This is a genomic window from Halobellus captivus, from assembly GCF_007655485.1.
GTDB classification, from domain to species: Archaea; Halobacteriota; Halobacteria; order Halobacteriales; family Haloferacaceae; genus Haloquadratum; species Haloquadratum captivum.
The window spans coordinates 166,466-190,557 of record NZ_VJXQ01000001.1 but is presented as its reverse complement, the minus strand read 5'-3'; the positions used below and the strand labels follow the sequence as shown (position 1 = coordinate 190,557).

Annotated in this window: 26 protein-coding genes; 17 read left to right on the top strand and 9 right to left on the bottom strand. The window is 65.3% G+C overall.

Annotation, left to right across the window (positions count from 1 at the left end; genetic code table 11):
- The first annotated feature begins 1 nt into the window (after position 1).
- The 13 genes from FJT57_RS00905 (at position 2) to FJT57_RS00845 (ending at position 12,401) form a co-directional block, all read left to right on the top strand.
- The gene (locus FJT57_RS00905; RefSeq protein ID WP_144900931.1) at positions 2 to 1,171 is read left to right on the top strand and encodes a 5-(carboxyamino)imidazole ribonucleotide synthase; all 1,170 of its coding nucleotides are present in this window, start codon (positions 2 to 4) and stop codon (positions 1,169 to 1,171) included.
- Positions 1,172 to 1,268: 97 nt separating this feature from the next.
- Positions 1,269 to 1,919 (top strand): 5-(carboxyamino)imidazole ribonucleotide mutase, encoded by a 651-nt coding sequence (gene purE / locus FJT57_RS00900; protein WP_144900930.1) that lies wholly within the window; start codon positions 1,269 to 1,271, stop codon positions 1,917 to 1,919.
- Between the two features lie 93 nt (positions 1,920 to 2,012).
- Positions 2,013 to 2,426, top strand: a complete 414-nt coding sequence (locus tag FJT57_RS00895) for an NADH-quinone oxidoreductase subunit A (protein WP_144900929.1) — start codon at positions 2,013 to 2,015, stop codon at positions 2,424 to 2,426.
- Complete coding sequence (locus FJT57_RS00890) at positions 2,423 to 3,133, top strand: NADH-quinone oxidoreductase subunit B (RefSeq protein ID WP_144900928.1); 711 nt, start codon at positions 2,423 to 2,425, stop codon at positions 3,131 to 3,133. Before FJT57_RS00895 ends, FJT57_RS00890 begins: the two co-directional genes overlap by 4 nt.
- On the top strand, positions 3,130 to 4,800 hold the full coding sequence (locus FJT57_RS00885) for an NADH-quinone oxidoreductase subunit D (RefSeq protein WP_144900927.1): 1,671 nt from the start codon (positions 3,130 to 3,132) through the stop codon (positions 4,798 to 4,800). Before FJT57_RS00890 ends, FJT57_RS00885 begins: the two co-directional genes overlap by 4 nt.
- Positions 4,800 to 5,858 (top strand): complex I subunit 1/NuoH family protein, encoded by a 1,059-nt coding sequence (locus FJT57_RS00880; protein ID WP_144900926.1) that lies wholly within the window; start codon positions 4,800 to 4,802, stop codon positions 5,856 to 5,858. Before FJT57_RS00885 ends, FJT57_RS00880 begins: the two co-directional genes overlap by 1 nt.
- Positions 5,855 to 6,316 (top strand): NuoI/complex I 23 kDa subunit family protein, encoded by a 462-nt coding sequence (locus FJT57_RS00875; RefSeq protein WP_049984872.1) that lies wholly within the window; start codon positions 5,855 to 5,857, stop codon positions 6,314 to 6,316. The genes FJT57_RS00880 and FJT57_RS00875 overlap by 4 nt, the downstream gene beginning before the upstream one ends.
- A 115-nt stretch (positions 6,317 to 6,431) precedes the next feature.
- On the top strand, positions 6,432 to 6,692 hold the full coding sequence (locus FJT57_RS00870; protein WP_144902461.1) for an NADH-quinone oxidoreductase subunit J: 261 nt from the start codon (positions 6,432 to 6,434) through the stop codon (positions 6,690 to 6,692).
- The gene (locus FJT57_RS00865) at positions 6,689 to 7,042 is read left to right on the top strand and encodes an NADH-quinone oxidoreductase subunit J (RefSeq protein ID WP_144900925.1); all 354 of its coding nucleotides are present in this window, start codon (positions 6,689 to 6,691) and stop codon (positions 7,040 to 7,042) included. Before FJT57_RS00870 ends, FJT57_RS00865 begins: the two co-directional genes overlap by 4 nt.
- Positions 7,042 to 7,344: an NADH-quinone oxidoreductase subunit NuoK gene (gene nuoK, locus FJT57_RS00860; RefSeq protein ID WP_144900924.1), complete on the top strand. Its 303-nt coding sequence runs from the start codon at positions 7,042 to 7,044 to the stop codon at positions 7,342 to 7,344. The genes FJT57_RS00865 and nuoK overlap by 1 nt, the downstream gene beginning before the upstream one ends.
- Before the next feature lies 1 nt (position 7,345).
- Positions 7,346 to 9,364: an NADH-quinone oxidoreductase subunit L gene (gene nuoL / locus FJT57_RS00855; protein ID WP_144900923.1), complete on the top strand. Its 2,019-nt coding sequence runs from the start codon at positions 7,346 to 7,348 to the stop codon at positions 9,362 to 9,364.
- Positions 9,361 to 10,887 (top strand): complex I subunit 4 family protein, encoded by a 1,527-nt coding sequence (locus FJT57_RS00850; protein WP_144900922.1) that lies wholly within the window; start codon positions 9,361 to 9,363, stop codon positions 10,885 to 10,887. The genes nuoL and FJT57_RS00850 overlap by 4 nt, the downstream gene beginning before the upstream one ends.
- On the top strand, positions 10,887 to 12,401 hold the full coding sequence (locus FJT57_RS00845; protein ID WP_144900921.1) for an NADH-quinone oxidoreductase subunit N: 1,515 nt from the start codon (positions 10,887 to 10,889) through the stop codon (positions 12,399 to 12,401). Before FJT57_RS00850 ends, FJT57_RS00845 begins: the two co-directional genes overlap by 1 nt.
- A gap of 206 nt (positions 12,402 to 12,607) precedes the next feature.
- Here the strand turns inward: FJT57_RS00845 and FJT57_RS00840 are convergent, their stop codons facing one another.
- The gene (locus FJT57_RS00840) at positions 12,608 to 13,015 is read right to left on the bottom strand and encodes a carboxymuconolactone decarboxylase family protein (RefSeq protein WP_144900920.1); all 408 of its coding nucleotides are present in this window, start codon (positions 13,013 to 13,015) and stop codon (positions 12,608 to 12,610) included.
- Between the two features lie 357 nt (positions 13,016 to 13,372).
- On the opposite strand from FJT57_RS00840, the gene FJT57_RS00835 reads away from it, so the two are divergent.
- Entirely contained in the window at positions 13,373 to 14,845 is a 1,473-nt protein-coding gene (locus tag FJT57_RS00835) for a DHH family phosphoesterase (RefSeq protein WP_144900919.1), read from the top strand.
- Between the two features lie 89 nt (positions 14,846 to 14,934).
- A complete protein-coding gene (locus tag FJT57_RS00830) occupies positions 14,935 to 15,720 on the top strand; it encodes a CBS domain-containing protein (RefSeq protein ID WP_144900918.1) in 786 nt (261 codons plus the stop codon).
- Positions 15,721 to 15,796: 76 nt separating this feature from the next.
- On the opposite strand, the gene FJT57_RS00825 is transcribed toward FJT57_RS00830, so the two are convergent.
- From FJT57_RS00825 to FJT57_RS00805, 6 genes are all read right to left on the bottom strand, one after another.
- On the bottom strand, positions 15,797 to 16,024 hold the full coding sequence (locus tag FJT57_RS00825; protein ID WP_144900917.1) for a DUF7543 family protein: 228 nt from the start codon (positions 16,022 to 16,024) through the stop codon (positions 15,797 to 15,799).
- Positions 16,025 to 16,085: 61 nt separating this feature from the next.
- On the bottom strand, positions 16,086 to 16,262 hold the full coding sequence (locus FJT57_RS16530) for a hypothetical protein (RefSeq protein WP_203229062.1): 177 nt from the start codon (positions 16,260 to 16,262) through the stop codon (positions 16,086 to 16,088).
- A 147-nt stretch (positions 16,263 to 16,409) separates the two neighbouring features.
- A complete protein-coding gene (locus tag FJT57_RS00820) occupies positions 16,410 to 17,624 on the bottom strand; it encodes a phosphotransacetylase family protein (RefSeq protein ID WP_144900916.1) in 1,215 nt (404 codons plus the stop codon).
- Entirely contained in the window at positions 17,621 to 19,729 is a 2,109-nt protein-coding gene (locus tag FJT57_RS00815; RefSeq protein ID WP_144900915.1) for an acetate--CoA ligase family protein, read from the bottom strand. The genes FJT57_RS00820 and FJT57_RS00815 overlap by 4 nt, the downstream gene beginning before the upstream one ends.
- A gap of 89 nt (positions 19,730 to 19,818) precedes the next feature.
- A complete protein-coding gene (locus FJT57_RS00810) occupies positions 19,819 to 20,127 on the bottom strand; it encodes a hypothetical protein (protein ID WP_144900914.1) in 309 nt (102 codons plus the stop codon).
- Positions 20,128 to 20,237: 110 nt separating this feature from the next.
- Positions 20,238 to 20,702, bottom strand: a complete 465-nt coding sequence (locus FJT57_RS00805) for a YbaK/EbsC family protein (protein WP_144900913.1) — start codon at positions 20,700 to 20,702, stop codon at positions 20,238 to 20,240.
- A 238-nt stretch (positions 20,703 to 20,940) separates the two neighbouring features.
- On the opposite strand from FJT57_RS00805, the gene FJT57_RS00800 reads away from it, so the two are divergent.
- Positions 20,941 to 21,786 (top strand): ZIP family metal transporter, encoded by an 846-nt coding sequence (locus tag FJT57_RS00800; protein WP_144900912.1) that lies wholly within the window; start codon positions 20,941 to 20,943, stop codon positions 21,784 to 21,786.
- 137 nt (positions 21,787 to 21,923) lie between these two features.
- On the opposite strand, the gene FJT57_RS16360 is transcribed toward FJT57_RS00800, so the two are convergent.
- On the bottom strand, positions 21,924 to 22,208 hold the full coding sequence (locus FJT57_RS16360) for a DUF7545 family protein (RefSeq protein WP_162524292.1): 285 nt from the start codon (positions 22,206 to 22,208) through the stop codon (positions 21,924 to 21,926).
- Positions 22,209 to 22,330: 122 nt separating this feature from the next.
- Positions 22,331 to 23,755 carry an MATE family efflux transporter gene (locus FJT57_RS00790; protein ID WP_144900911.1) on the bottom strand — a complete coding sequence of 475 codons (1,425 nt, stop codon included), beginning with the start codon at positions 23,753 to 23,755 and terminating at the stop codon, positions 22,331 to 22,333.
- Between the two features lie 118 nt (positions 23,756 to 23,873).
- Here FJT57_RS00790 and FJT57_RS16355 point away from each other — a divergent pair, with 118 nt between their 5' ends.
- Positions 23,874 to 24,041 (top strand): hypothetical protein, encoded by a 168-nt coding sequence (locus FJT57_RS16355; RefSeq protein ID WP_162524291.1) that lies wholly within the window; start codon positions 23,874 to 23,876, stop codon positions 24,039 to 24,041.
- Positions 24,042 to 24,092 lie beyond the last annotated feature (51 nt).

The window sequence follows — 24,092 nt, the reverse complement described above, 5'->3', positions numbered from 1 at the left end:
CGTGACCGTCACCGTACCCGGACCCACGCTCGGCGTCGTCGGCGGCGGCCAACTCGGTCGGATGCTCGCCGAGGCGGCCGCCCCGCTCGGCGTCGAGGTGATCGTTCTCGATCCGACGCCCGAGTGTCCCGCCTCGCCGGTCGCCCGCGATCAGATCGTCGGCGACTTCGACGACCCCGAGGCGTTTCGCGAACTCGCCTCGCGCGTCGACGCGCTGACGTTCGAGATCGAACTCGCCGATTCGGCGCTGTTAGACGAGGTCGCCGACGAGTTCGACCTCTCCGTGAACCCCGCGCCGTCGACGCTCGAAACCATCGAGGACAAGCTCGTGCAGAAGCGCGCGCTCGAAGACGCTGGCGTTCCGATCCCGCCGTTCCGACGGGTCGACGACGCCGACGACCTCAGAGACGCGTTGGCGGCGTTCGGTTCCGTGATGCTGAAAGCCCGCACCGGCGGCTACGACGGCCGCGGTAACGTCCCCGTTACGGATCCCGACGACGCGGACGAGGCGATAGAGGAGATCGGCGGCCCCGCGATGGCCGAGACGTTCGTCGACTTCGAGCGGGAGCTGTCGGTGATCGCCGTGCAGGGAGACGGCGACGTCCGGACGTTCCCCGCGGGCGAGAACGTCCACGAGGCGGAGATCCTCCGAGAGACGATCCTGCCCGCGCGCACGACAGACGCAGTACTGCAGCGAGCCGAGGACGTCGCCCGCGACGTCCTCTCGACGCTCTCCGGGCGCGGCGTCTTCGGGATCGAGCTATTCGAGACCGGAGACGGAGAGATCCTGGTCAACGAGATCGCCCCGCGTCCGCACAACTCCGGACACTGGACGATCGAAGGCGCGCGCACCTCCCAGTTCGAACAGCACGTCCGCGCCGTCCTCGGGTGGCCGCTGGGTTCGACCCGACTCCGCTGTCCGACCGTGATGGCGAACGTGCTCGGCACCGTCGAAAAGACGCAGCCAGCGCGACTCGGAAACGTCGAGGCCGTCCTGGAAGATCCGGACGCCTCGCTGCACTGGTACGGCAAAGACGAGGTGCGCCCGCTGCGGAAGATGGGCCACCTCACGCTGACCGGTGACGGCGAGAGAAGCGACGGCGCGCCCGTCGATGTCGACGATCTCCTCGTGCACGCGAGAGAAACCAGAGATGCGTTGACGTTCGAATGACTCAGAGACGCGTCGACGTCCGAATGACTGATCGTCGGGAGCGGGCGATCCGCGCGACCACCGCTCGTTTTGGGCGGCCGCCACAAAGGAGACAGTGATGACCGACTACACGCCAGACGACGAGAGCGACGTGACCGTACAGGACCTGATCGATCGACTCCGCGCGGAAGCCGACGCCGACATCGATCCCGAGACGACGCCCGACGTCGGGATCATTATGGGTTCGGACTCGGACCTCGACGTGATGTCCGGCGCGCACGAGGCGCTCGCGGAACTCGGTTTCGACGAACAGACCGACTTCCACGACGCGCCCGACGCGCGCTTCACCTACGAGACGTACGTCGTCTCCGCGCACCGGACGCCGGAGCTGATGTACGCGTACGGCGAGACCACCGAAGCGCGCGGCCTGGACGTCGTGATCGCGGGCGCGGGCGGGAAGTCAGCCGATCTACCGAATATGACCGCCTCGATCGCGTATCCGATTCCGGTCGTCGGCGTGCCGGTGCAGGAGAAGTCCGTCGACTCCGTGATCGGGATGCCGACCGGCGCGCCGATCGTCGCCGTCGACGCGGGCAAGTCGTTCAACGCGGCGCTGTCCGCCGCACAGATTCTCTCTCGCGAGCACGACGAACTGCGCGAGCGGCTCGTCGAGTATCACGAGTCGCTCGTCGGGCGGGTCGCTCGCGACTCCCGCGACCTCCACGACCTCGGCGTCGATTCGTATGTGGAAAGCCGAAACGAGGAGTAGGCGGCGGCTTCGGCCCCCGCGACTCTCTCCGCGGTATAAATCAACGCTTATGGGGGGGCGCTTCTAACCCTCGAACGTCAGGGAGACTACGGAATGAGTGAATGGATAGCAATCGGGGCCCTTGGGCTCGTCGCCGTCGGAATCCCGCTCGGGATGATGGCGGTTTCGGCGATACTTCGCCCGTCGGTTCCCGAACAAGGTAAACGCGCCACCTACGAGAGCGGTGAGATACCGACCGGCACGGCGCGCGTCCAGTTTAACATCCAGTACTACATGGTCGCGCTGTTGTTCGTCGTGTTCGACGTCGAAACCGTTCTCATCTTCCCGTGGGCCGTGATCTATCGGCCCGCACTGGACCAGGGCGTTGCCCTCTCGACGGTCCTGCTGCCGATGCTCGCATTCGTCGGCGTGCTCGTCGTCGGACTGGTCTGGGCGTGGCGCAACGGCGCAGTCGAGTGGGTCAAAAGCCCGCTGGCGAACCGCCGGAAGACGGAGAGAAACGCATGAGTAGCGAACGAGATACACCATTCGTCACGGACGACACGCAGGTACAGACCGAGACGCGGGACGCCCGAATGACGGGCGCCGGTGCGGACAACCGGTTCAACTCGAAACTTCGGGAGGCGTTCGGCTCTTCGCCGTTCATCCTCACGAAGTTCGACAACTTCATGAACTGGGTCCGCGGTTCCTCGATGTTTATGCTGCAGTTCGGAATCGCCTGCTGCAGCATCGAGATGATGCACACCTACTCGGTGAAGCACGACCTCGACCGGTTCGCGGCCGGGGTTCCCCGTGCATCGCCGCGGCAGGCGGACGTCATCATCGTCCCCGGGACGATCGTCTCGAAGTTCGCCCCGCGGATGAAGCGCGTCTACGACCAGATGCCCGAGCCGAAGTTCGTCGTCGGGATGGGCTCCTGTACGATTTCGGGCGGCCCGTTCCAGGAGGGCTATAACGTCATCAAGGGCGCAGAGGAGGTCATCCCCGTGGACATCCACGTCCCCGGCTGTCCCCCGCGTCCTGAAGCGCTCATCTACGGCGTCGCGAAGCTGCAGCAGCGCATCGCCGAAGGCGAGTCGAGCCCGGTGACGGTGAAGCCGTACGAACTCGAACAGTTCAACGACCTCGAACAGGACGAGATCGTCGACAAACTCGCCGAGCAGATCGACGAGGACGACCTCGTGATGCGATACAACTGGGCTGATTCGCCATGAGCCTCGAAGAGCCGACCCCCGAAGACGGTGCGGTCGAAGTGCTACCGACCGAGGGCGACGAGATCGCCGACCTCCTCGGCGACCTCGTCGTCGATCGCGAGGAGCACGTCAACGCGCCCGGGTTCGTCATCCGACCCGACACGGTGCAGGAGACGCTCACCCGCCTCCGCGATGAGGCCGGGTTCGACCACCTCTCCTGCGTCACCGCCGAGGAGCGCGAGGATCGCTACGAATCGATCTACCACCTCACCAGCTTCGACGACCGACAGCGCGAAGTGAGCGTCATCGTCCCGACGGCGAAGGACGACCCCGTCAGCGAGTCCGCCGAACCGGTGTTCCGGACGGCCGACTGGCACGAGCGGGAGGCCTACGACCTGATCGGCATCGACTACGACGACCACCCCGATCTCCGTCGGATCCTCCTGCCGGACACGTGGCAGGGCCACCCGCTCTCGCAGAACTACGATCAGGACCGACCGCAGATCGTCACGCTCAAAGAGTGGGAGAACCCGCTCGCCGAGGACCACCGCGAGGACGAGGGCGACACGATGTACGTCAACATCGGACCGCACCACCCCGCGACCCACGGCGTGCTCCACGTCAAGACGGTCCTCGACGGCGAGCAGGTCGCCGACGTCGACCCCGACATCGGCTATCTCCACCGCTGCGAGGAGCAGATGTGTCAGACGAAGACGTACCGCCACCAGATAATGCCGTACCCGGACCGCTGGGACTACGCGTCGTCGGGGCTCCTCAACGAGTGGGCGTACGCCCGCGCGGCCGAGGATCTCAACGATATCGAGGTTCCGGAGTACGCGCAGATCATCCGGACGATGGGCGCGGAACTCTGTCGCATCTGTTCGCATATGCTCGCCGTCGGAACCTTCGCTCTCGACGTCTACGGCGACTTCACGGCGATCTTTATGTACGCGATGCGCGACCGAGAGAAGACCCAGAACATCCTCGAAGATCTCACCGGCCAGCGGATGATGTTCAACTACTTCCGGCTGGGCGGCGTCGTCTGGGACCTCCCCGAGCCCCGCGACGAGTTCTTCGAGCTGATCCGCGACTTCCTGGACGACCTTCCGGAAGCTGTCGAGGAGTACCACGACCTCATCACGTCCAACGAGATCCTGCAGTCGCGGACGATCGACACGGGCGTCCTCCCGCCGGAGGTCGCGAAGTCCTACGGCGCGACGGGCCCCGTCGCGCGCGGCTCCGGCATCGACTACGACCTCCGACGCGACGACCCCTACGGCTACTACGACGAACTGGAGTGGGACGTCATCACCGAGGACGGCTGCGACAATTTCAGTCGCCTGCTCGTTCGGATGCGAGAGGTCGAAGAGTCCGCGAAGATCATCGAGCAGTGCGTCGACCTGCTCGAAGACTGGCCCGAAGAGGAGCGGAACATCCAGGCGAACGTGCCGCGGACCCTCCGCCCAGACGATGACAAAGAGATCTACCGCGCCGTCGAGGGCGCGAAGGGCGAACTCGGCATCTACATCCGCGCGGACGGCACCGAGAAGCCCGGCCGGTTCAAGATCCGCAGTCCGTGCTTCTCGAACCTGCAGACGCTGCCCGAGATGAGTAACGGCGAGTACATCCCGGACATGGTCGCGTCGCTCGGGAGCCTCGACATCGTACTCGGTGAGGTGGACCGGTGATGCTGCCGCTGCAATCGGAGATACTTCTCCCCGAGCGAATCGCCGGACTCCTCGGGCTCTCCGGGACGGTCGGACAGATCGTCGGCGGTCTGCTCGGCGCGTTCCTGATCGCGAATCTCCTCTTGGTACAGACGGCTATCGCCGGTCCGTGGGCCAAGCGGAAGATCACCGCGGCGTTCACGGATCGAATCGCGGTCAACCGCGTCGGTCCATTCGGCCTCGCCGTGATCATCGCCGACGCCGTCCGACTGCTCTCGAAAGAGCTCATCATTCCGGAGGGCGTCGACCGACCCGCGTACGACCTCGGCCCGCTTCTCGTTCCGTTCTCGGCGCTGCTCGGCTTCGCCGTGATTCCGATGGGCAACGGCATCCACCTCGCCGACCCCGAAACCGGCGCGGTGTTCGCGTTCGCGGCCTCGTCGATCGCGTCGCTCGGACTCGTGATGATGGGCTACGCGTCGAACAACAAGTACTCGCTCATCGGCGGCCTGCGCGCGATCGCATCGAACATCGCCTACGAGATCCCGCTCATCGTCACCGCGGCGTCGGTGATCATCTTCACCGGCACGCTACAGATGAGCGAGATCGTCGCCCAGCAGACCGAACCGCTGCTGACGATCGCGGGAGTCACGGTTCCCCAGTGGTTCGCGTTCGTCAACCCGTTCGCGTTCGTGCTGTTCGTGGTCGCGAACCTCGCGGAAGTCGGTCGCAACCCCTTCGACGTGCCGGAAGCGCCGACCGAGATCGTCGCCGGGTATCAGACCGAGTACTCCTCGGTCTACTTCGTGCTCATTTACCTCGGCGAGTTCATCCACATCTTCCTCGGCGGCGCGCTGGCGGCGACGCTGTTCCTCGGCGGTCCGGCCGGACCGGTCCTGCCGGGATTCGTGTGGTTCCTGATCAAGATCTGGGGATTCTACCTGTTCACCCAGTGGGCGCGCTCGGCGATCCCCCGCCTCCGCATCGATCAGTTCCTCGATGTCGGCTGGAAGGGGATGCTCGTGCTCTCCTTTGCGAACTTGGTGCTCACGGCCGTAATCGTGGGAGTGATAGCATGATCGGCGTACTCAAATCGATGGCGACGACGATGAAGCACGCACTGGACGGCGAGACGTTCACGGTCGAGTACCCGGACGTCGCACCCGAAGTGAGCCCGCGGTTCCGCGGGGTCCACAAGTTCAGCCAGGAGCGCTGTATCTGGTGTCGACAGTGCGAGAACGTCTGTCCGAACGACACGATCCAGATCGTTCAGGACGACCAGCGCAACGGCGAGCAGTACAACCTCCACATCGGGCAGTGCATCTACTGCCGACTCTGCGAGGAGGTCTGCCCCGTCGACGCAATCCTGCTCACGCAGAACTTCGAGTTCGTCGCCGACACGAAAGACGACTTCGTCTACAACAAAGAGCAGCTGAAGAACGTCCCGTGGTACAAGGATATCGACCCGCTCAACTCCCGCGAACCCGACCGCGGCGCGTGGATCGGCGAGGGAGAGGGCGAGGTGGACTACCAGTGAGGTGACCGCTCACAGAGAGCGGGACAGACTGCCGATCAAAGTCCGTTCGGCCGGGATGATCCCGGGCGCGGACTTCTCGAAATCTTCAAAGGGATACCTCAAGGAGACACACACAATGGTTTATGAGACCATCGCGTTCGCGCTGTTCGCCCTCGTGACCGTGGGCTGCAGCCTGGGCGTCGTCCTCGTGCGGGACATCTGGCACTCCGCACTCCTACTCGGGGGCGCGCTCTTGAGCGTCGCGGTGCATTACGTGATGTTGCAGGCGGAGTTTCTCGCCGCAATGCAGATCCTCGTCTACGTCGGCGGGGTTCTCATCCTCATCACGTTCGCCGTGATGCTGACGCGTACACAACCGGAGGTGAGTAACACATGACTACGAAACCCGAGTTGAAACTGGGCTCGCATCTCGTTCCCGGACTCGCCGCGGCGGCGCTGTTCGTCGTGATGGCGGCTGCGATCCTGTCGGCGTCGATGCCGGAGCCGCAGGGGTTCGCGGACGGTGCGAACATCACGGCCAGCATCGGCTACGCGATGTTCAACTTGGAGCTCGGAGACGTCGCCGGGGAGAGCTTCCTCGTCGCGTTCATCCTCATCGCGATCACGCTGGACGTCGCGCTCGACGGCGCGGTCCATCTCGCTCGTCGCGAGGACGGAAGCGACCGGGGGCTCGTCGCCGACGGCGGTCGGGCCCTCAGAGAGCAGCTGTTCGGAGGTGAGGAGTGATGGTCCCGCCGGAGTACTACCTGCTCCTCTCCGCCGCGGTCTTCTGTATCGGACTGTTCGGCATCCTGACGCGGCGCAACGCGCTGCTGTTCTTGATGTCGGTCGAACTGATGTTGAACGCCGCGAACATCAACCTCGTCGCGTTCTCCTACGTCTGGGGGAACGTCACGGGGCAGACACTCGGGCTGTTCACGATGGCGCTCGCCGCCGCCGAGGTCGCGATCGGCATCGGGATCATCCTGGTGCTGTACCGCAACTTCGACGGCGTCGACGTCACCGACGCGACGACGATGAGGTGGTAAGATGGCAGGAATACTCGACTTCGCACCCGCGATCGTCTTGTTGCCGTTCGTCTCGTTCCTCGTCGCGCTCTCGGTGGGCGACCGCCTGCCGAAGGGCGGTGCCTTCGCTGGCATCGCCGCGACGGCGGGCTCGCTCGTCCTCGCAATCGCGACGGTCCTCACCGTCGCCGGGGGACAGACGTACGATGCGACCATTTACACGTGGGCCGAGGGAATCGACGCGGTCGATCTGACGTTCGGCGTCCTGATCGACCCGCTGTCGGCGATGATGCTGCTCATCGTGACGCTCATCGCGTTCCTCGTCCACGTCTTCAGTCTCGGCTATATGAACGACGAGGGCGAGACCGGCCTCCCGCGCTACTACGCCGGACTCGGCCTGTTCACGGCGTCGATGCTCGGCTTCGTCGTCGCCGACAACCTGCTGATGGCGTTCATGTTCTTCGAGCTGGTCGGGCTGTGCTCGTACCTGCTCATCGGCTTCCACTTCCGGGAACCGGGTCCGCCGAGCGCCGCGAAGAAGGCGTTCCTCGTCACGCGTTTCGGGGACTACTTCTTCCTCGTCGGCGTCGTCGCCGTCTTCGCCACGTTCGGCACGGCGGCGTTCGCGGGATCGGAGTCCTTCCCCGCGCTCGCGGAGGCCGCACTCAACGGTGAGGCGAGCGTGACCACCTTCGGCTTCGAGCCGCAGACGTGGTTCACGATCGTCGGTCTGCTCGTTCTCGGCGGCGTGATCGGCAAGTCCGCGCAGTTCCCGCTGCACACGTGGCTTCCGGACGCGATGGAGGGCCCGACGCCGGTCTCGGCGCTCATCCACGCCGCGACGATGGTCGCCGCCGGGGTGTACCTCGTCGCGCGGATGTACGGCTTCTACGCCATCTCGCCGACCGCGCTCGCGATCATCGCTTTCATCGGCGGCTTCACCGCGCTGTTCGCGGCGACGATGGGACTCGTCAAGCGTGAGATCAAGCAGGTGCTGGCGTACTCGACGATCTCGCAGTACGGCTATATGATGCTGGCACTCGGCGGTGGCGGCTACGTCGCTGCGACCTTCCACCTGATGACGCACGCCTTCTTCAAGGCGCTGCTCTTCCTCGGGGCCGGGTCGGTCATCATCGCGATGCACCACAACGAGAATATGTGGGACATGGGCGGGCTCAAAGACAAGATGCCCGTCACCTACTACACGTTCCTCGCGGGGTCACTCGCGCTCGCGGGTATCTTCCCGTTCGCTGGCTTCTGGTCGAAGGACGAGGTCCTGTATGAGACGCTCATCCACGGCCTCGGCGGAAGTCCGTTGCTCTTGGGCGCGTATGCGATGGGACTGCTCGCGGTCTTCTTCACCGGATTCTACACCTTCCGGATGTTCTTCCTGACGTTCCACGGCAACCCGCGGTCACAGACGGCGGAAGACCCGCACGGCGTGCGCTGGAACGTCAAGGGGCCGCTCGTGGTCCTCGGGGTTCTTGCCACCGTGGCTGGCGTCGTCAATATGGTGCCGATCGAGAAACTGCTCGGAATCGGAGGGATCGACTTCCTCCACCAGTGGCTCGACGGCGGCTTCGAGGGGCTGACCGCGCACCACTACGCCGACCTCATCCCGTACAGTTCGTCGTACATCGGCTCCGAGGCGACGACAGTGGCGGTTGGGGCCGCAGTCTCGCTCGGCCTGGCGCTCGCTGGTTCCGGTCTCGCGTACCTCCTGTACAACGTGCCCGAGCCGATCCGACACACCGACCGCCTCGGTCGCATCAAGGCCGTCCTGTACAACAACTACTACCAGGACGAGTACCAGGTCTGGCTGGCGAACGGCGTCGCCCGACCTCTCGCCCGCGTCGCCAACAAGTTCGACGGGGGCGTCGTCGACGGCGTCGTCAACGGCGTCTCGGGGGTCAGCCTGTTCGCTGGCGGCCGCGTCCGCCGGATTCAGACGGGCGTCGTCAGTAACTACGCGGCGCTCTTGACGCTCGGACTGACGGCGCTGCTTCTCGCCTTCGGGATTCTCGGAGGGTGGTTCGTATGATTATTGAAGCGCTCATTGCGGTCACGTTCCTCGCCGCGCTGGTCGTGTTCGTCGCTCCCGACGAGTACGCCGGTCGACTCGCGGCGGCACTCAGCGCGCTCCCGGTGCTCGGGAGCCTCTGGATGTGGGCACAGTACGACGCGAGCGGAAACGCCCTGCTCGGCGGTTCCATCGCGTTCGAGACAGACGTCGTCTGGCTGACGCTCGGTGGCCTCGACCTCCACTGGTTCGTCGGCGTCGACGGCATCAGCCTGCCGCTGATCGTCCTCACGACGATCCTCACGACGCTGGCAATCGTCAGCGCGTGGACGCCGATCGTGGAGCGACAGTCGCAGTTCTACGGGCTGATGCTCTTCATGGAGGCGAACCTCCTGGGAGTGTTCGCCGCGCTCGATTTCTTCGCGTGGTTCATCTTCTGGGAGGCCGTCCTCGTCCCGATGTACTTCCTCATCGGGGTCTGGGGCGGCCCGAACCGCCGCTACGCCGCGATCAAGTTCTTCGTGTACACGAACATCGCGTCGCTCGTGATGTTCATCGGCTTCATCGCGCTCGTGTTCGGTCTCGGCGACTCCGTGTCGTCGATGCGCCTGCCCGAGATCGCCCAAGCGCTCCGCGCCGGTGAACTCGGCGCGTTCGCCGGGCTCGACGCCGCGACGCTGAAGACGGTCGCCTTCGTGGCGATGTTCCTCGGCTTCGCGGTGAAGGTCCCGGTCGCGCCGCTGCACACGTGGCTGCCGGACGCACACGTCGAAGCGCCGACGCCGGTGTCGGTGATGCTCGCGGGCGTCCTCCTGAAGATGGGGACGTACGCGCTGCTTCGGTTCAACTTCACGATGATGCCGGACGTGGCGACGGCGCTCGTCGTCCCGATCGCGGCTATCGCCGTCATCAGCGTCATCTACGGCGCGATGTTGGCGCTCGCACAGGAGGATCTCAAGCGCATCGTCGCGTACTCCTCCGTGTCGTCGATGGGCTACGTCATCCTCGGTCTGATCGCGTACACGACCTACGGGGTCGGCGGCGCGACCTTCCAGATGATCGCCCACGGCCTCATCTCGGGGCTGATGTTTATGGCGGTCGGCGTCATTTACAACACGACACACACCCGGATGGTCGGCGATATGTCCGGCATCGCGGATCGGATGCCCGTCACCGCGGGCATCTTCGTGGCTGGCGCGTTCGGCTATATGGGCCTGCCGCTGATGGCTGGCTTCGCGGGCGAGTTCTTCATCTTCAAGGGCTCGTTCGAGTCGACCGTACACGCCGGAATGCCGCTGTTCACCGCGACCGCGATGTTCGGCATCGTCATCGTCGCGGGCTATCTGCTGTTCGCGATGCAGCGGACGCTGTTCGGACCGTTCAGCTTCGACGGCGAGTACGAGATCACGAACGCGCCGTTCCACGACGTCGCGCCGCTGGCGGTGCTGCTGCTGCTCACGATCGTGCTCGGCGTCGCGCCCGATCTGTTCTTCGGGATGATCCAAGACGCTGTTAATCCGATCCTCACGGGAGGTGGGCTATGATGTTCGACGCAGTCGTGCTGCAGTCCGAACCGGCCGCCGCGTGGACGGCGATGCTGCCCGCGATCCTGCTCGGCCTCACTGGCCTCGCGCTGCTCGGCATCGACACGCTGTACCCCGAGGAGACGAGCAACACCCTCCTGGCGGGCGTGTCCGCCGCGGGCTCGCTGCTCGCCTTTGGCGTCGCGGCGTGGTTCCTCGTGGCGGGCACCGGCCAGGAACACACCGGCGGCGCAATCTCGCTGTTCCGCGACACGATGGTCGTCGACGGGATGAGCCTCTTCTTCACGCTCATCGTCACGATCGTCACCGCGATGGTCGCCGTCGCCTCCTACGACTACCTCAGCGATCACGCCCACCGCGCGGAGTTCTACTCTCTCGTGCTCTTCGCCGCGACCGGGATGACGCTGATGTCGATGGCGAACTCGCTGGCGACCGTCTTCATCAGCCTCGAACTCGCCTCGCTGCCCTCGTACGCGCTCGTCGCGTTCCTCAAGAAGAACCGTGGCAGCGTCGAGGCGGGGCTGAAGTACTTCCTCGTCGGATCGGTCTCCTCCGGCGTGATGATCTTCGGCATCAGCCTCGTCTACGCCGTCACGGGATCGCTCGTACTTGGCGACGTCGCCGCGGCACTCGGCGACACCGAGATGGCGGGCGTCCTCGGCGTGGGCGTGCTGATGATCGTCGGTGGGGTCGCCTACAAGACCGCCTCCGTGCCGTTCCACTTCTGGGCGCCGGAGGCCTACGAGGGCGCGCCCGCGCCGATCTCGGCGTTCCTCTCGTCGGCGTCGAAGGCGGCTGGCTTCGCTATCGCCTTCCGCGTCTTCGTCGAGGCGTTCCCGCTCGGGGCGATCCCGGCGGGCGTCGACTGGGTGCTCGCGTTCCAGGTTCTCGCCGTCGTCACGATGACGCTCGGGAACTTCGCCGCGGCGACCCAGGAGAACGTCAAGCGGATGCTCGCGTACTCCTCGATCGGACACGCGGGCTACGCGTTGATCGGCCTCGCGGCGCTGACCGCGGGCGGTCCCAACGGGGACGTCCTCGGCGCGTCGATGGCGCACCTGCTCGTGTACGGCTTCATGAACACCGGCGCGTTCCTGTTCATCGCGATGGTCGAACACTGGGGCGTCGGCCGGACGTTCGAGGACTACAACGGCCTCGCGACGACGGCACCGATCGCCGCGGTGGCGATGACGGTGTTCATGTTCAGCCTCGCGGGTCTGCCGCCGTTCGGCGGCTTCCTCTCGAAGTACGCCCTCTTTTACTCGGCCATCGAGGCCGGGTTCTGGTGGCTCGCCGCCGTCGGCGCGATCAACAGCGCGCTGTCGCTGTTCTACTACAGCCGCGTCGTCAAGGCGATGTGGATCGAGTCGCCCGCGCAGGACTTCGAGATCCAGAGCCGACCGGTCGGCCTCTACGCCGCCGTGTTGTTCGCCGGACTCGCCACGCTGCTGCTGCTCCCCGGCTTCGGTCCGGTCATCGAGACCGCGCAGTCGGTCGCGGCGGCGCTGTTCTAGACACCCTCCTTTTCGCACCACCTTTCTCTCGGGGCCTTCGGCCGTGCTACGCGCGGCCTCGGACCCCCGTAAAAACCTGGAAGGAAAATGCCGCCAACGTTGCGGCCCTGCGGCCGCTCGTCGGCGGTGGCGAAGTGCGTTAGCCTCCAGCGAGTGGAGGTGTTGTCTGGTCCGTAGCTATTGATGAAAAAATTGGTAGGCGAGAGTTAATCGTCCGCCGCGATCTGTTGCTGAAGATGTTCGCCGATCTGCTGAACTTTGTCCTCGAACTCGTCTAAGTCGTACTGCTGGGCGTGGAGCATACTGCTGTAGCGGGCGGTGAAACTCGACAGCGAATACACTTCCGCAAGTTCCGCTTCGGTGGCGCCGTGTAGCTGCGCGGCCGCGCCGTGGAAATGCGCACAGTACGGGCACTTGATATTCGCCGCGATAGCGAGTCCGATCAGTTCCCGATATTTCGGTGGAATCTCCGATTCGCCGACGGTGTATTTTTTGAACGTCGGCCACTCCTGGACCGCATCGTCCTCGGGAATCGTATCCAGCGGTGGTGGAACCATCCCGAACGTCTCTTCGAGGTCTTCTTTCGCCTCCGTGTATCCCTGTTCGACTGCCATAATTTCCCTCCGTAGGGATGCCAACGTACGCCGTGAGTAGCTATGTTCGTTTTTACGGTGTAATTAGCCGATACCTCTCGTTACTACCGGGGTGATGGGAAATAACCGAGGAATGGACCATCGTGTATCGGTGAAATTCCAGTTTTCTCCGACCGGGAGGCGCTGCGCGTCTCAGAGGCCTTGCCTCGATCCGCTCAGCGAGACAGGTGTTGCGACAAGGGCGAGACGGCAGAGCCGTCTCGCTTCCCCCCGAGGGACTCACGGGTCGCCAGTAGAGCGCGGAGCGCCGAAGGCGCACCCGAGGCGGAACAAGGTGGGATGGCAGAGATTATGCCGCCGGGAGTCTGAGTACGAACTATGCAACGGCGGCTGGTTCTGGGCTGTGGAGCGCCCGTCCGCGGAACCATCGAACGGCTCGCCGAGTGGCCGGGAGAGCTGACGGTGATCGCCGACTGCGATCCGGACACGCTCCGAACGGGAACCGGCGCTATCAGCTTCCATCGAACCGGTCCCGACGACACGTCCGTCTTTCCGGCCCGAGCGGACCTGGTGTTCGTCGCCAGCGACGACGGCGAAACGAACGCGGCGGCCGCGTCGAAAGCCAGAGAGACGTACCCGAACGCGGAGGTGATCGCGTACGTCGGCGTCGACACGGGGGCCGACGCGCGGGAGCGGATCGAGTCGATCGCGGATCGGATCATCGACGCCGAGGCGGCCCTTCACGACCGGTTTCGAGACGTGACGATCGGACTCGGTGCGAATCGATTACAGCGGCTGTTCTCCGCGCTCCGACGGATCGACGGCCGGTTAGCGGTGGTGATGCACGACAACCCCGATCCCGACGCGATCGCCAGCGCCCTCGCACTCGTGCGCATCGCGGCCGCCGTGGGGATCGACGCCGATCCGTGTTACTTCGGGGAGATATCCCACCAAGAGAACCGCGCGTTGGTGAACCTCCTGGGGTTGGATCTAACCGAACTCGAGGACGAAGAGGACATCGACGCGTACGGCGGCGTCGCGCTCGTCGATCACTCGCGGCCGGGGGTCAACGACGGGCTCTCGAAGGAGACCGAGGTCGACATCGTTGTCGATCACCACCCACCGCGCGCGCCGGTCGAAGCGCACTTCGTCGATCTGCGACGCGAGGTGGGTTCGACCAGCACGCTCCTCGCGGAGTACCTCCGCCGCGCGGGGATCGACCCGGAGGAATCACTGGCGACGGCGCTGCTCTTCGGCATCCGAATCGATACGAACGACTTCTCGCGGGAGGTTTCGGTCGTCGACTTCGAGGCCGCGGCGTGGCTGCTCACACACGCGGACCTGTCGCTGCTCGATCGAGTCGAATCACCCAGTATGACCCCCGCAGTCGTGGAAACGCTGGCGCGGGCGATCCGTAACCGCGACGTTCGCGGCGACGCCCTCGCAACCAACGTCGGCGCGATCACCGACCGCGATGCCCTCGCGCAGGCCGCGGACCGCCTGCTGAATATGGAGGGAATCCGTATCTCTGTCGTCTACGGGTTCAAGGACGGGACCGTTTACGTCTCCGGGCGGGCCCGCGGGACGGACGTCGACCTCGGCGAGACGCTGCGAGACGCGCTCGACGCCATCGGAAGCGCCGGTGGTCACGCGGATATGGCCGGAGCGCAGGTCCCGTTGGGTATTCTCGCCGACGCCGACGAGGACTCTGCCGCAGAGTTGACGAGCATCGTCACGGACGTCATCGCCGGTCGGCTCTTCGAGACGCTCGAAGACGCGACGACGCTTCTGAACGTCGGCGACGGCGAAGAGTGGACGTTCGAGTCGCCGTTCGAATCGTTCGAAGAGTGAGGAGCGGAGACAGCGGAGACGTACCGCGGTCACGCGAGTGGACGGACCGATGCCGTACGCTTTTGCGTGCTGCGCTCGTATCGAAGACGATGAGTGGGCGACCGAAGGTCAAGGAGTATATGACGCGCGAGGTCCAGACGGTCGCACCGACGGATACCGTCGCGGACGTCGCGCGCCGAATCAAAGAGAGCGAGGGACACAACGGGTTTCCCGTCTCGGAGGGTCGAAAGGTCGAGGGGTTCGTCACGGCCAGCGACCTGTTGTTGGTCGACGACGACGCGCTCATCTTCACCGTGATGACCGAGAATATCATCGTTGCCCACCCAGAGATGGACGTGATCGACGCCGCGCGCGTGATCCTCCGATCCGGCATTCAGAAACTTCCGGTCGTCGACGACGCCGACAACCTCGTCGGCATTATCTCGAACACGGACGTCGTGCGGTCGCAGATCGAGCGCGCGACGCCCGAGAAGGTCGGGAAGCTGATGCGGACGCTCGAACAGATCCACGAGACGAGCCTCCACCAGGAACCTCGCGTCGTCGACCTCAGCGATCTCACGCCGACGCAGGGACGGGTGTACGCCGACGAACTCGAGGGGCGAAAGTACGAGCTCGAACGGGGGCTCGCCGAGCCGCTGGTCGTGATCGACAACAGCGGAAAGCTCCTCCTCGCGGACGGGCACCACCGCGTGATGGCCGCCTATCAGCTCGGGATCGAGGAGATGGACGCCTCCGTGATCGTCTTGGACGAGCCGGTCGAACTCGGGATGCAACGCACGGCCGACAACGAGGGGCTGCACTCGATCGAAGATATCGAGATCGAAGATTACGGCCGACACCCGCTGATCGAGACGACGCATCGGCTGCAGGAGTGAGGTTTCGGGGACGGACGGTTCGGACATCCCGGTCGAGTTTCTCGATTGAATCACTTGATTGGATCACCCAGTCGAATCACTCGATCGGATCTTCGCGTTTCCACGCCGCCACCAACTCGTTCGCCGCGTCGAGGTCGTCGACGCGCTCGCGGTGATAGCCACCGCCCGCGGATGCCTGAAAGAGGCGATCAAACCTGACGATCCATCGGCCGTCGGGGCGGCGACGACGGCGAATCGTCGCGCACCCGTCCTCGCGTGTCCACTCCACGAGACCGTCTCGATAGAGGCTCCGTGTCCACTCCATACCCGCCGATCGCCGCTCAGGAGCCTGTATGTTCCGGCTTCCCAACGGCGATCGGACGGTCTCAGTCGGCGATTTCGGGTTCGGCACCGTCGACGATTTCAAGACTCGCGAGTGGCCCGGTCCGCGCCGCACACTCGGGACACTCGGGATAGCCCAGATCGTCGTATCGGACCGCGTCCGCGGGGAACTCGGCATCGCACGCCGCGCACTCGAAGTAGGTGGGCCAGTCGAAATCCATACCCCTATCTCGGAGTATGTGGTAATAGTTAATGAGTGGTTACGCGGGCTTCGAGCGGATTTCGGCTTATTTGCCGTCGAGGAGGCGACGGAATGACGAGGCGCGAACGAGTTACACGGACGTGGATCGAGCGGTTCGCTCGCAGAGTTACTCGTGTTCGTCGCCGTGGTGATCGCCGCGCTGGTCTCCGCCAGCGTCGTTGGGCTGATCTTCGTCGTCTTCGTTGGGTTGATCTTCGCCGTCTTCGTTGCGTCGGTCTTCGCCATCCCCGCTTCCGGCGACATTCTCACTGTCGCCGTCGACCCCGATGATCGCGTCGACGTCGGCGTGATCGTACAGCAGTTGGCTCATTCGGGCGATGGTCTCCTCGTCGCGGGCGCGGCCCGTGTTGACGATCGCTTCCGCGCGGTCGACGACCGAGAGCGTATCGCCCGAGGCGAGCAGAATCGGCACCCCGCGCTGTTCGGCACGTCCGAGTATCGCGCCCGACGGTCGGTGCCCGCCGGTGAGGATGACGGCGTTGACGCCCGGCGCTTCCAACGCGGCCGTGATGATCTCCGAGCGGTCGCCGCCGGTGATCACCGCCGCGTTCTTCGTTCGCCGGAAGTAGCGTAACGCGGTGTCGCCGCCCATCGCTCCGACGAGGAAGCGTTCGACGTAGGCGTCGGAGTCCCCCTCGGTGACGACCTCCGTCCCCAGTTCGGCCGCGAGGTCGCCGACACGGACGCCAGCCAGCTCTCGCTCCCGCGGCACGACGCCGAGGACGGGCACGCCGCGTCCTTCGAGGAACGGAACGGCTTCGCTTTCGAGTTCGTCGAAGGACGCGTCGGCAACACCGTTGAACAGCACGCCCGCGAGGCGGTCGCCGAAGGCGTCCGCGGCCGCGACGACGTCGTCGAGGTCGCTCGCCTGTCCGTAGTCCGCGACGAGAAGGACGCCCGCATCGAGCCGGTCTGCGACGTCGACGTCCGTCAGGTCGACGATCCCACCGGTGGTCCAGGAGCCGCCGCCCTCGACGAGCATCAGGTCGGTCTCCGCGGCGAGTTCGGCGAAGTACCGCTCGACGATCTCGCCGAGTTCGTCGGGGCTCTCCCGGCCGCGGAGCACGCCCTCGACGAACGTCGGCGAGTAGACGATCGGCTCCATCTGGTGTATCTCGCTCTCCAGTCCGAGGAGTTCCCGAGCGAGCATCGGGTCCTCGTCGAGCGTCTTGCCGACGTTCGATTGGAGCCGCGTTCCCTTTGGTTTCATATATCCCACGCGGAGGCCGCGCTCCTGTGCGAGCCGTCCGAGCGCGAGCGTAACTGCCGTTTTGCCGGTGCTGTCTTCGATCGAGGTGACGAGTAGAGTGTTCGTGTTCATCTGTGGGCTCCTTCGAGTCGGTCGGGATCGACGGTGAGGCGCACGTCGACGGCCTCGACGCCGTCGGGCGTGGCGACGAGCGGGTTGATGTCCAGTTCGAGGATCGACGGAAAGTCGGTCACGAGCTGTGAGAGGCGCTGAATCGTCTCGGTCACGCCGTCGACGTCGACGGGCTCGCGACCGCGCGCGCCGCGCAACAACGGGGCGGCGTCGATCTCGCGAGTCATTGCGTCAGCCTCGACACCGGAGACCGGCGCGACCCGGAACGTCGTGTCTTCGAGCATCTCGACGAAGATGCCGCCGAGGCCGAACAGCAGGAGCGGGCCGAACTGCGGGTCGCGGTTCATTCCGACGATCGTCTCGACGCCGCTGTCGAGGTCGACCATCTCCTGCACCTGCACGCCGACAATCGTCGCGTCGGGCTGGTAGTTGCGAGCGCGCGAGACGAGGTCCTCGTAGGCGTCCTCGACGTCAGCCTCGGCTACACCGACTTTCACGCCGCCGATGTCCGATTTGTGCAGGATGTCAGGACTGACGATCTTCATCACGACGTCGCCGTCGATGCGCGCGGCGACCTCTCGCGCGTCGGCGGGCGAGTCGACGATTTCCCCGTCCGGCGTCGGGATGCCATACGCGTCCAACAGTCCCATCGCCTCGACGCCGAGTCGGGTGTCAGATCGGTCTTCGACGGCCGAGAGGATCTCGCGGGCGCGCTCGCGGTCGACGTCGAACGTCGTCGGCGACTCGTACTCGCGTTCGGCGATGTCCCGAAAGCGCGCGAGGGCATCGAGTCCGAGAATCGCCCGAGCGGGATCGAAGTAGTTCGGGATCCCGGCCTCCGAGAGGACCTTCGCGGCGGGGGTGACGCGGTCTCCGCCCATAAAACAGGCCGCGATCGGTTTGCCGTGCGTCGCCTGCAGTTCGACGGTGTCCTCCGCTAACCGCCCGTAATCGAGGACCGCCGTCGGGCACGCGAGGACGAGCGCGCTGCCGACGTTCTCGTCGGCGAGGGCGACGTCGAGCGCGTCGCGGAACCGATCGTTACCGGCGTCGCCGACGACGTCGACGGGGTTGTAGATGTTCCCCTCGGCGGGCAGCGCCTCCGAGAAGGCGTCGAGCGTCTCGTCCGCGAACGACGCCATCGATAACCGCGAATCGCCGACGGCGTCTGTGCTCATCACGCCCGGACCGCCCGCGTTCGTGATGACGGCGACGGCGTCGGAGTCGGGGACTGGTTGGCTCTCTAGCACCCGCGCGGCGTCGAACAGTTCCTGCACCGATTCGGCTCGGATGACGCCCGCCTGTTCGAGCCCCGCCTCGTAGGCTTCGTCGGATCCGGCGATCGCTCCCGTGTGGCTGGAAGCGGCCTGTGCACCGGCGTCGGTACGGCCTGACTTCACCAGCACGATGGGGGTCTCCCGCGTGACCTCTCGGGCGGTTTCGATGAACCGCCGCCCGTCGTCGATCCCTTCGAGGTAGCCGATAATGACCTCCGTCTCCTCGTCGTCGCCCCACTCCTCGACGAAGTCGGACTCGTCGAGGACCGCTTTGTTGCCGAGAGAGACGACGTCCTTGAAGCCGATTCCCTCGGCGTTCGCCCAGTCGAGGACCGCCGTGATGAACGCCCCCGACTGGCTCATAAACGACATCCGACCCGACTGGGCGTTCTCGGGGCCGAAGGTGGCGTTCATCCCGACGGGCGTCGACATAATTCCGAGGCTGTTCGGGCCGACGAGGTCGATATCGCACGCCTCGGCGACGTCGATCAGTTCCCGTTCTCGGGTGGCGCCCTCGCTGCCGGTCTCGCCGAACCCGGCCGTGATGACGACCACGTTTCTGATTCCGGCTTCGCCCGCCTCTCGGACGACGTCGACGGCGACGTTCGGCGGGACGACGATCACCGCGAGGTCGGCGTCGGCGTCGCCGACGCTGTCGATCGCCGAGCGCCCGAACACCTCCTCTCGGCTCGGGTTTACGGGAACGACCTCACCGGCGAAGGAGTCGAGGAGATTCTCCATAATCGCTCGACCGACCGACCCCTCGCGGTCCGTCGCCCCTACGACGGCGATGCGTCCGGGCGCGAACAGCGTGGATAGTGCTCCCATTGGGTACTCCTACTCACGGACCGTGGTTAAATTCGGGTACACAGTTCTCGGTTCCGAGTATTCATTTCCGGAATCCCTCGCGAGCACGCTCAGATCCGATCGGTCGCGGCGTACTGATCTCGGGTCCGTTTCGCCTCCTGAGCGTAGCGTTCGCGTTCATCGGGGTCGTTGACCGAGCCGAGACTCGACTCGCGGGCGAGCACGGACGCAGTGGTCTCGCGCGCGTCGTCGAAGCTCGTCAGCGCCCGCTCCTTTCGGAGGTACCGCGATCCGTCCGGTGTCGCGTACACGAGGATAACGATGTTCTGCTCGTCGTCCGAGTAGGTCCGCTCGACGAGCCAGACCCGTTCGCGCTCGTCGGCGTCCCTCGACGCACTCGTAGTCGGTTCGGACTCCATATCGATAGTACGTGCGCGTACGAGGAAATACTGTCGACGAGCTTATAGACGGAGCGAGACAGGACCCGAGAAACGAAACAGCCTCTCAGACGAGATCACGCAATCGAGGGTCACACCTCGATCGGGGTGGCCCCGGAGAGGCGTTCAAGTTCATCGGGCTCGATCGGAAACACCGCCGAGGGCGTTCCCGCGGCGGCCCAAACCGTCTCGTGGGTCAAGAGCGACTCGTCGAGAAAGACCGGAACGTCCGTCTCGTGGCAGATCGGCGGTACGCCGCCGATGCTCCAGCCGACGACCTCGGCGATCGCGTCGGGGTCGGCCATCGAGACGTCGGCGACGTCGAGATGAGCGGCGAGGCGGCTCTCGTCCACGCGGTTCGCGCCGCTGGTCACGACGACTACGAGGTCGTCGTCGGCATCGAAGACCAGACTGCTCGCGATCTGTCCCACGTCGCAGCCGACGGCTTCGGCAGCGTCGGCGGCCGTCTTCGTTCCCTGCGGGAACTCCTCGACAGTCGGTTCGAGGTCGTAGCGTTCGCGCGCCTGCTCGACGAACTCGGCTGCTCGGTGATGCATACGGGTCACTGTGATCCGCCGTTTCAAGAGCGCTTCGACCCCGAGGCAACGTGGCAGCGATACCGACATCAGCCCCGACTTCCGACTGTCCGATGATCCAGCATCGCGCATTTGTGATCATAATCTGACTGGAGTTCGTAGCAGAAACCTCTGTGACAGCGGACGAAATCATATTTTAGGTCGGCCAAAATAATCAGAAATATGAAATGTTTATGGTCGTCGACGACCTCTCTCAGATATGGTCGAGTTGTGGTCGCTCGGATTCGTCTTCGTCGCGGGACTCATCACCGCGTTCGCGACCGGGTTGGGAGCGCTGCCGTTCTTCTTTCTCTCGGATATCGGCGACCGCTGGAACGTCGCGCTGTGGGGGATCGCATCCGGAATTATGCTCTCGGCGTCGGTGTTCGGTCTCGTTCTCGAAGCGCTCGGAGCGTACGTGCACGTCTCGCTGGGCGGTCTCTCCGTCGACCCAATTCCCCATCAGGATCTGCTCTTGCTCGCGGGCGGTCTCGCCGCCGGCGTCCTCCTCGTCTACGTCGCCCACGACGTCATCGAAGCCGCGGAGGTCGACCCACAGCAGTACGCCGAAGCCGATTTCAAGAAGTTGGTGTTGATACTCGGGGTACTCACGGTCCACTCGTTCCCGGAGGGCGTCGCTGTCGGCGTCTCGTTCGCCGATCTCGGCGTACAAGGGGGCACCCAGATCTTCGGGTTCGTCGTGCCGCTCTTGGCGATCTTTATGACGATCGCGATCTCGATTCACAACGTCCCGGAGGGAGTCGCCATCTCGATCCCGCTTCGCTCGATGGGCGTGCCGAACTGGAAGCTCGTCTGGTGGTCGGTGTTCTCGAGCCTCCCGCAGCCGATCGGCGCGGTGATCGCCTTCTACTTCGTCCGGACCGCGCGGGAGTTTCTCCCCGCTGGCTTCGGCTTCGCCGCCGGGGCGATGATCTACCTGGTCCTCACGGAGTTCATTCCGGAGGCCCGCGACGTCGGTCGATCGCTCCCGGACGACGGTCGCCGAGAGCTGATCGGCGGACTCGTCGCCGGTGTGGCCGTGATGCTTCCGCTGGCGTTTATTTGAGACACTCGAATGCGTCGGTCCGAAGAAAGCTCGCGTCGGAGGAGTCACGCCGGAAGCGGAGCCGTGTCTGTACCGATTCACGTCGGTAGCGATGACGGTTCGATAGCCGTGAGGTGCGGTGGCCCCGGGCGCTTGTATTAGTGGCTGTGGCCCATCGCCTCGCCGAGCGAGACGCCGAAGCGCTCCTCGAATAGCTCCTCCATCTTCTCGTTGAGCGCCTCGAGGTCGGCAGGCGTCTCGCCCTGGCTGTGGTGGACGACGCCGTGGGCCTGCTGGGCGAACGACTGGATGAGGAGGTCGCCGACGACGACCGTCGGTGACTCTCCCTGTTCGGTGAAGACGTCTACGAGGCCCGCGGGGAGTTCGATCTCTTCGGTATCGCCGTTCGGCGCTTCGATGGTGTAGGTCTCGGTTTCGACCATATCGTCCATCCGACGGCTCGACATAAGGGTCTGTGGGAATCGGACGACGACGACGCGAGGGCGAGCGGTTCACGTTCGGAGACGGCTCGCTTGCGGCCCGGGGTCGGCACCCGATCCGGGGCTCAATCGCTCGGCGTCGGCCGGTACGACCGGCTGATCTCCTGCCAGCGATCCGAGCGGAACCGCCAGAGGTTCACCACCATCGGGACCGCGGTTTCGGCGAGCAGCGCGAGCAACAGCCCGGAGATGCCGAGCGCGGGGACGACGGTTCCGAGCCACGCCAGCGGCAGCGCGGCCAGATACAGCCCCGCGAGCGCGGCGATGAACGGGACGTTCGTGTCGCCCGCGCCGCGGAGCGCTCCCGTGATCGAGCCGTCGATCCCGAGCGCGATGACGCTGATCGCCGCGATTCGGACGAACTGCGCCGACAGCGCTCGGTGTTCGGGTTCGTTCACGAACACGCCAGCGATGGGGTCCGCGAGGGCGACCACGACCGCGGCGGCGACGACGTAGATGACCGCGGAGAGTCGGATGATCCCCCACCCGTACGCCTTCGCCTCCCCCTCGTCTCCCGCGCCGAGCGTCTGGCCGACGAGCGTCGACGCGGCGATCGAGAAGCCCCACGAGAAGCTCTCGAGCAGCGCGCGGACCTGCCGACCGACGCCGATGGCGGCGACGGCGATCGGGCCGAAGGTCGCCGCGATGGCGAGCAGGGGAAACACGACCAGACCCTGGGCCGCCCGCCGGGCGACGAGCGGGGTCGAGACGCGCGCGATCTGTCGGAGCAGTTCGGCGTCCACCAGCGGCCCCGAGAGCGTGAGTGGAACCGGACTCGCGCCGCGTCCGCGAGCGTAGTTCCGCCCGGTCATCCCCCACGCGAAGACGACCGTGACGAGGAACGTCGCGAGCGCGGTGCCGAGCGCCGCGCCAGCGACGCCCATCCCGAGTCCGACGACGAACGTCGCCGACAGCGCGATGTTGGCGAGGCCGCCGCCCGCGCGCACCGCCATCGGCGTGACCGTGTCGCCGACGCCCGCGTAGGTGCGGCTGGCGATCAGATTCAGGAACTCGAACAGTAAGCCCGGCGCGACCACCGCGAGGTACGTGGCACCGTGGCCGATGCTCGACGGGTCGTCGCCGACGAGGCCGACGAGCGGCTCCGCGCCGAGGCTGAAGACCGCGACGATCGGGACGCCGAGCACAACCGACAGGATGACGCTCAGTCGGACGACCGCCGCCGCCCGCGCGTTGTCGCCGCCGCCGTAGTTCTGCGAGACGAGCGCGACGGTGCCCCCCGCGAGCCCGATCGCGGCGAACTTCGCGACCATCCAGAAGGCGTGTGCGAGGGTCAGTCCGGCGACGGCGGTCGGCCCGATGACGAGGCCGACGAGCGCCAGGTCGACGGTCTGTTTCGACATAATCGCGAAGCCGGTGACGATCCGCGGCCACGCGAGATCGACGGTCGGGCGGAGTCGCGACTCGTCGATGACGCCCGTCGTTTCCAGCGTGCGAGCGAGAGCGGTACCGCTGCGACGGAGCCGTGACACGGTTACGGCGACGGCCTCCCGAAGCTAAGCGTTTCCGTTCTCGGGGAGCGGTCGTCGAGAGCGCAGTTGTCACAGAGTGGCGGAAAATACTTGCTGGCTTTCTTTGACATACCGCGTAATGGATCTGCAATCGCTACGAATCCGACTGGATCTCATAATCTGGCTCTTGCTCGTCTTGATCGCGGTACAGATCTGGCCGGTGTTGAAGACGTCAAGGGGTCTTGCCGTTCTTTTGGTCGTGACGGTCGCCGTCGTCGGCTATTGGGCACTCCACCGAGAGGGGTGAAGGTGTGGTCTGGAATTCTCATCGCAGGGGCTCTTGGATCGGTCCGGGTAT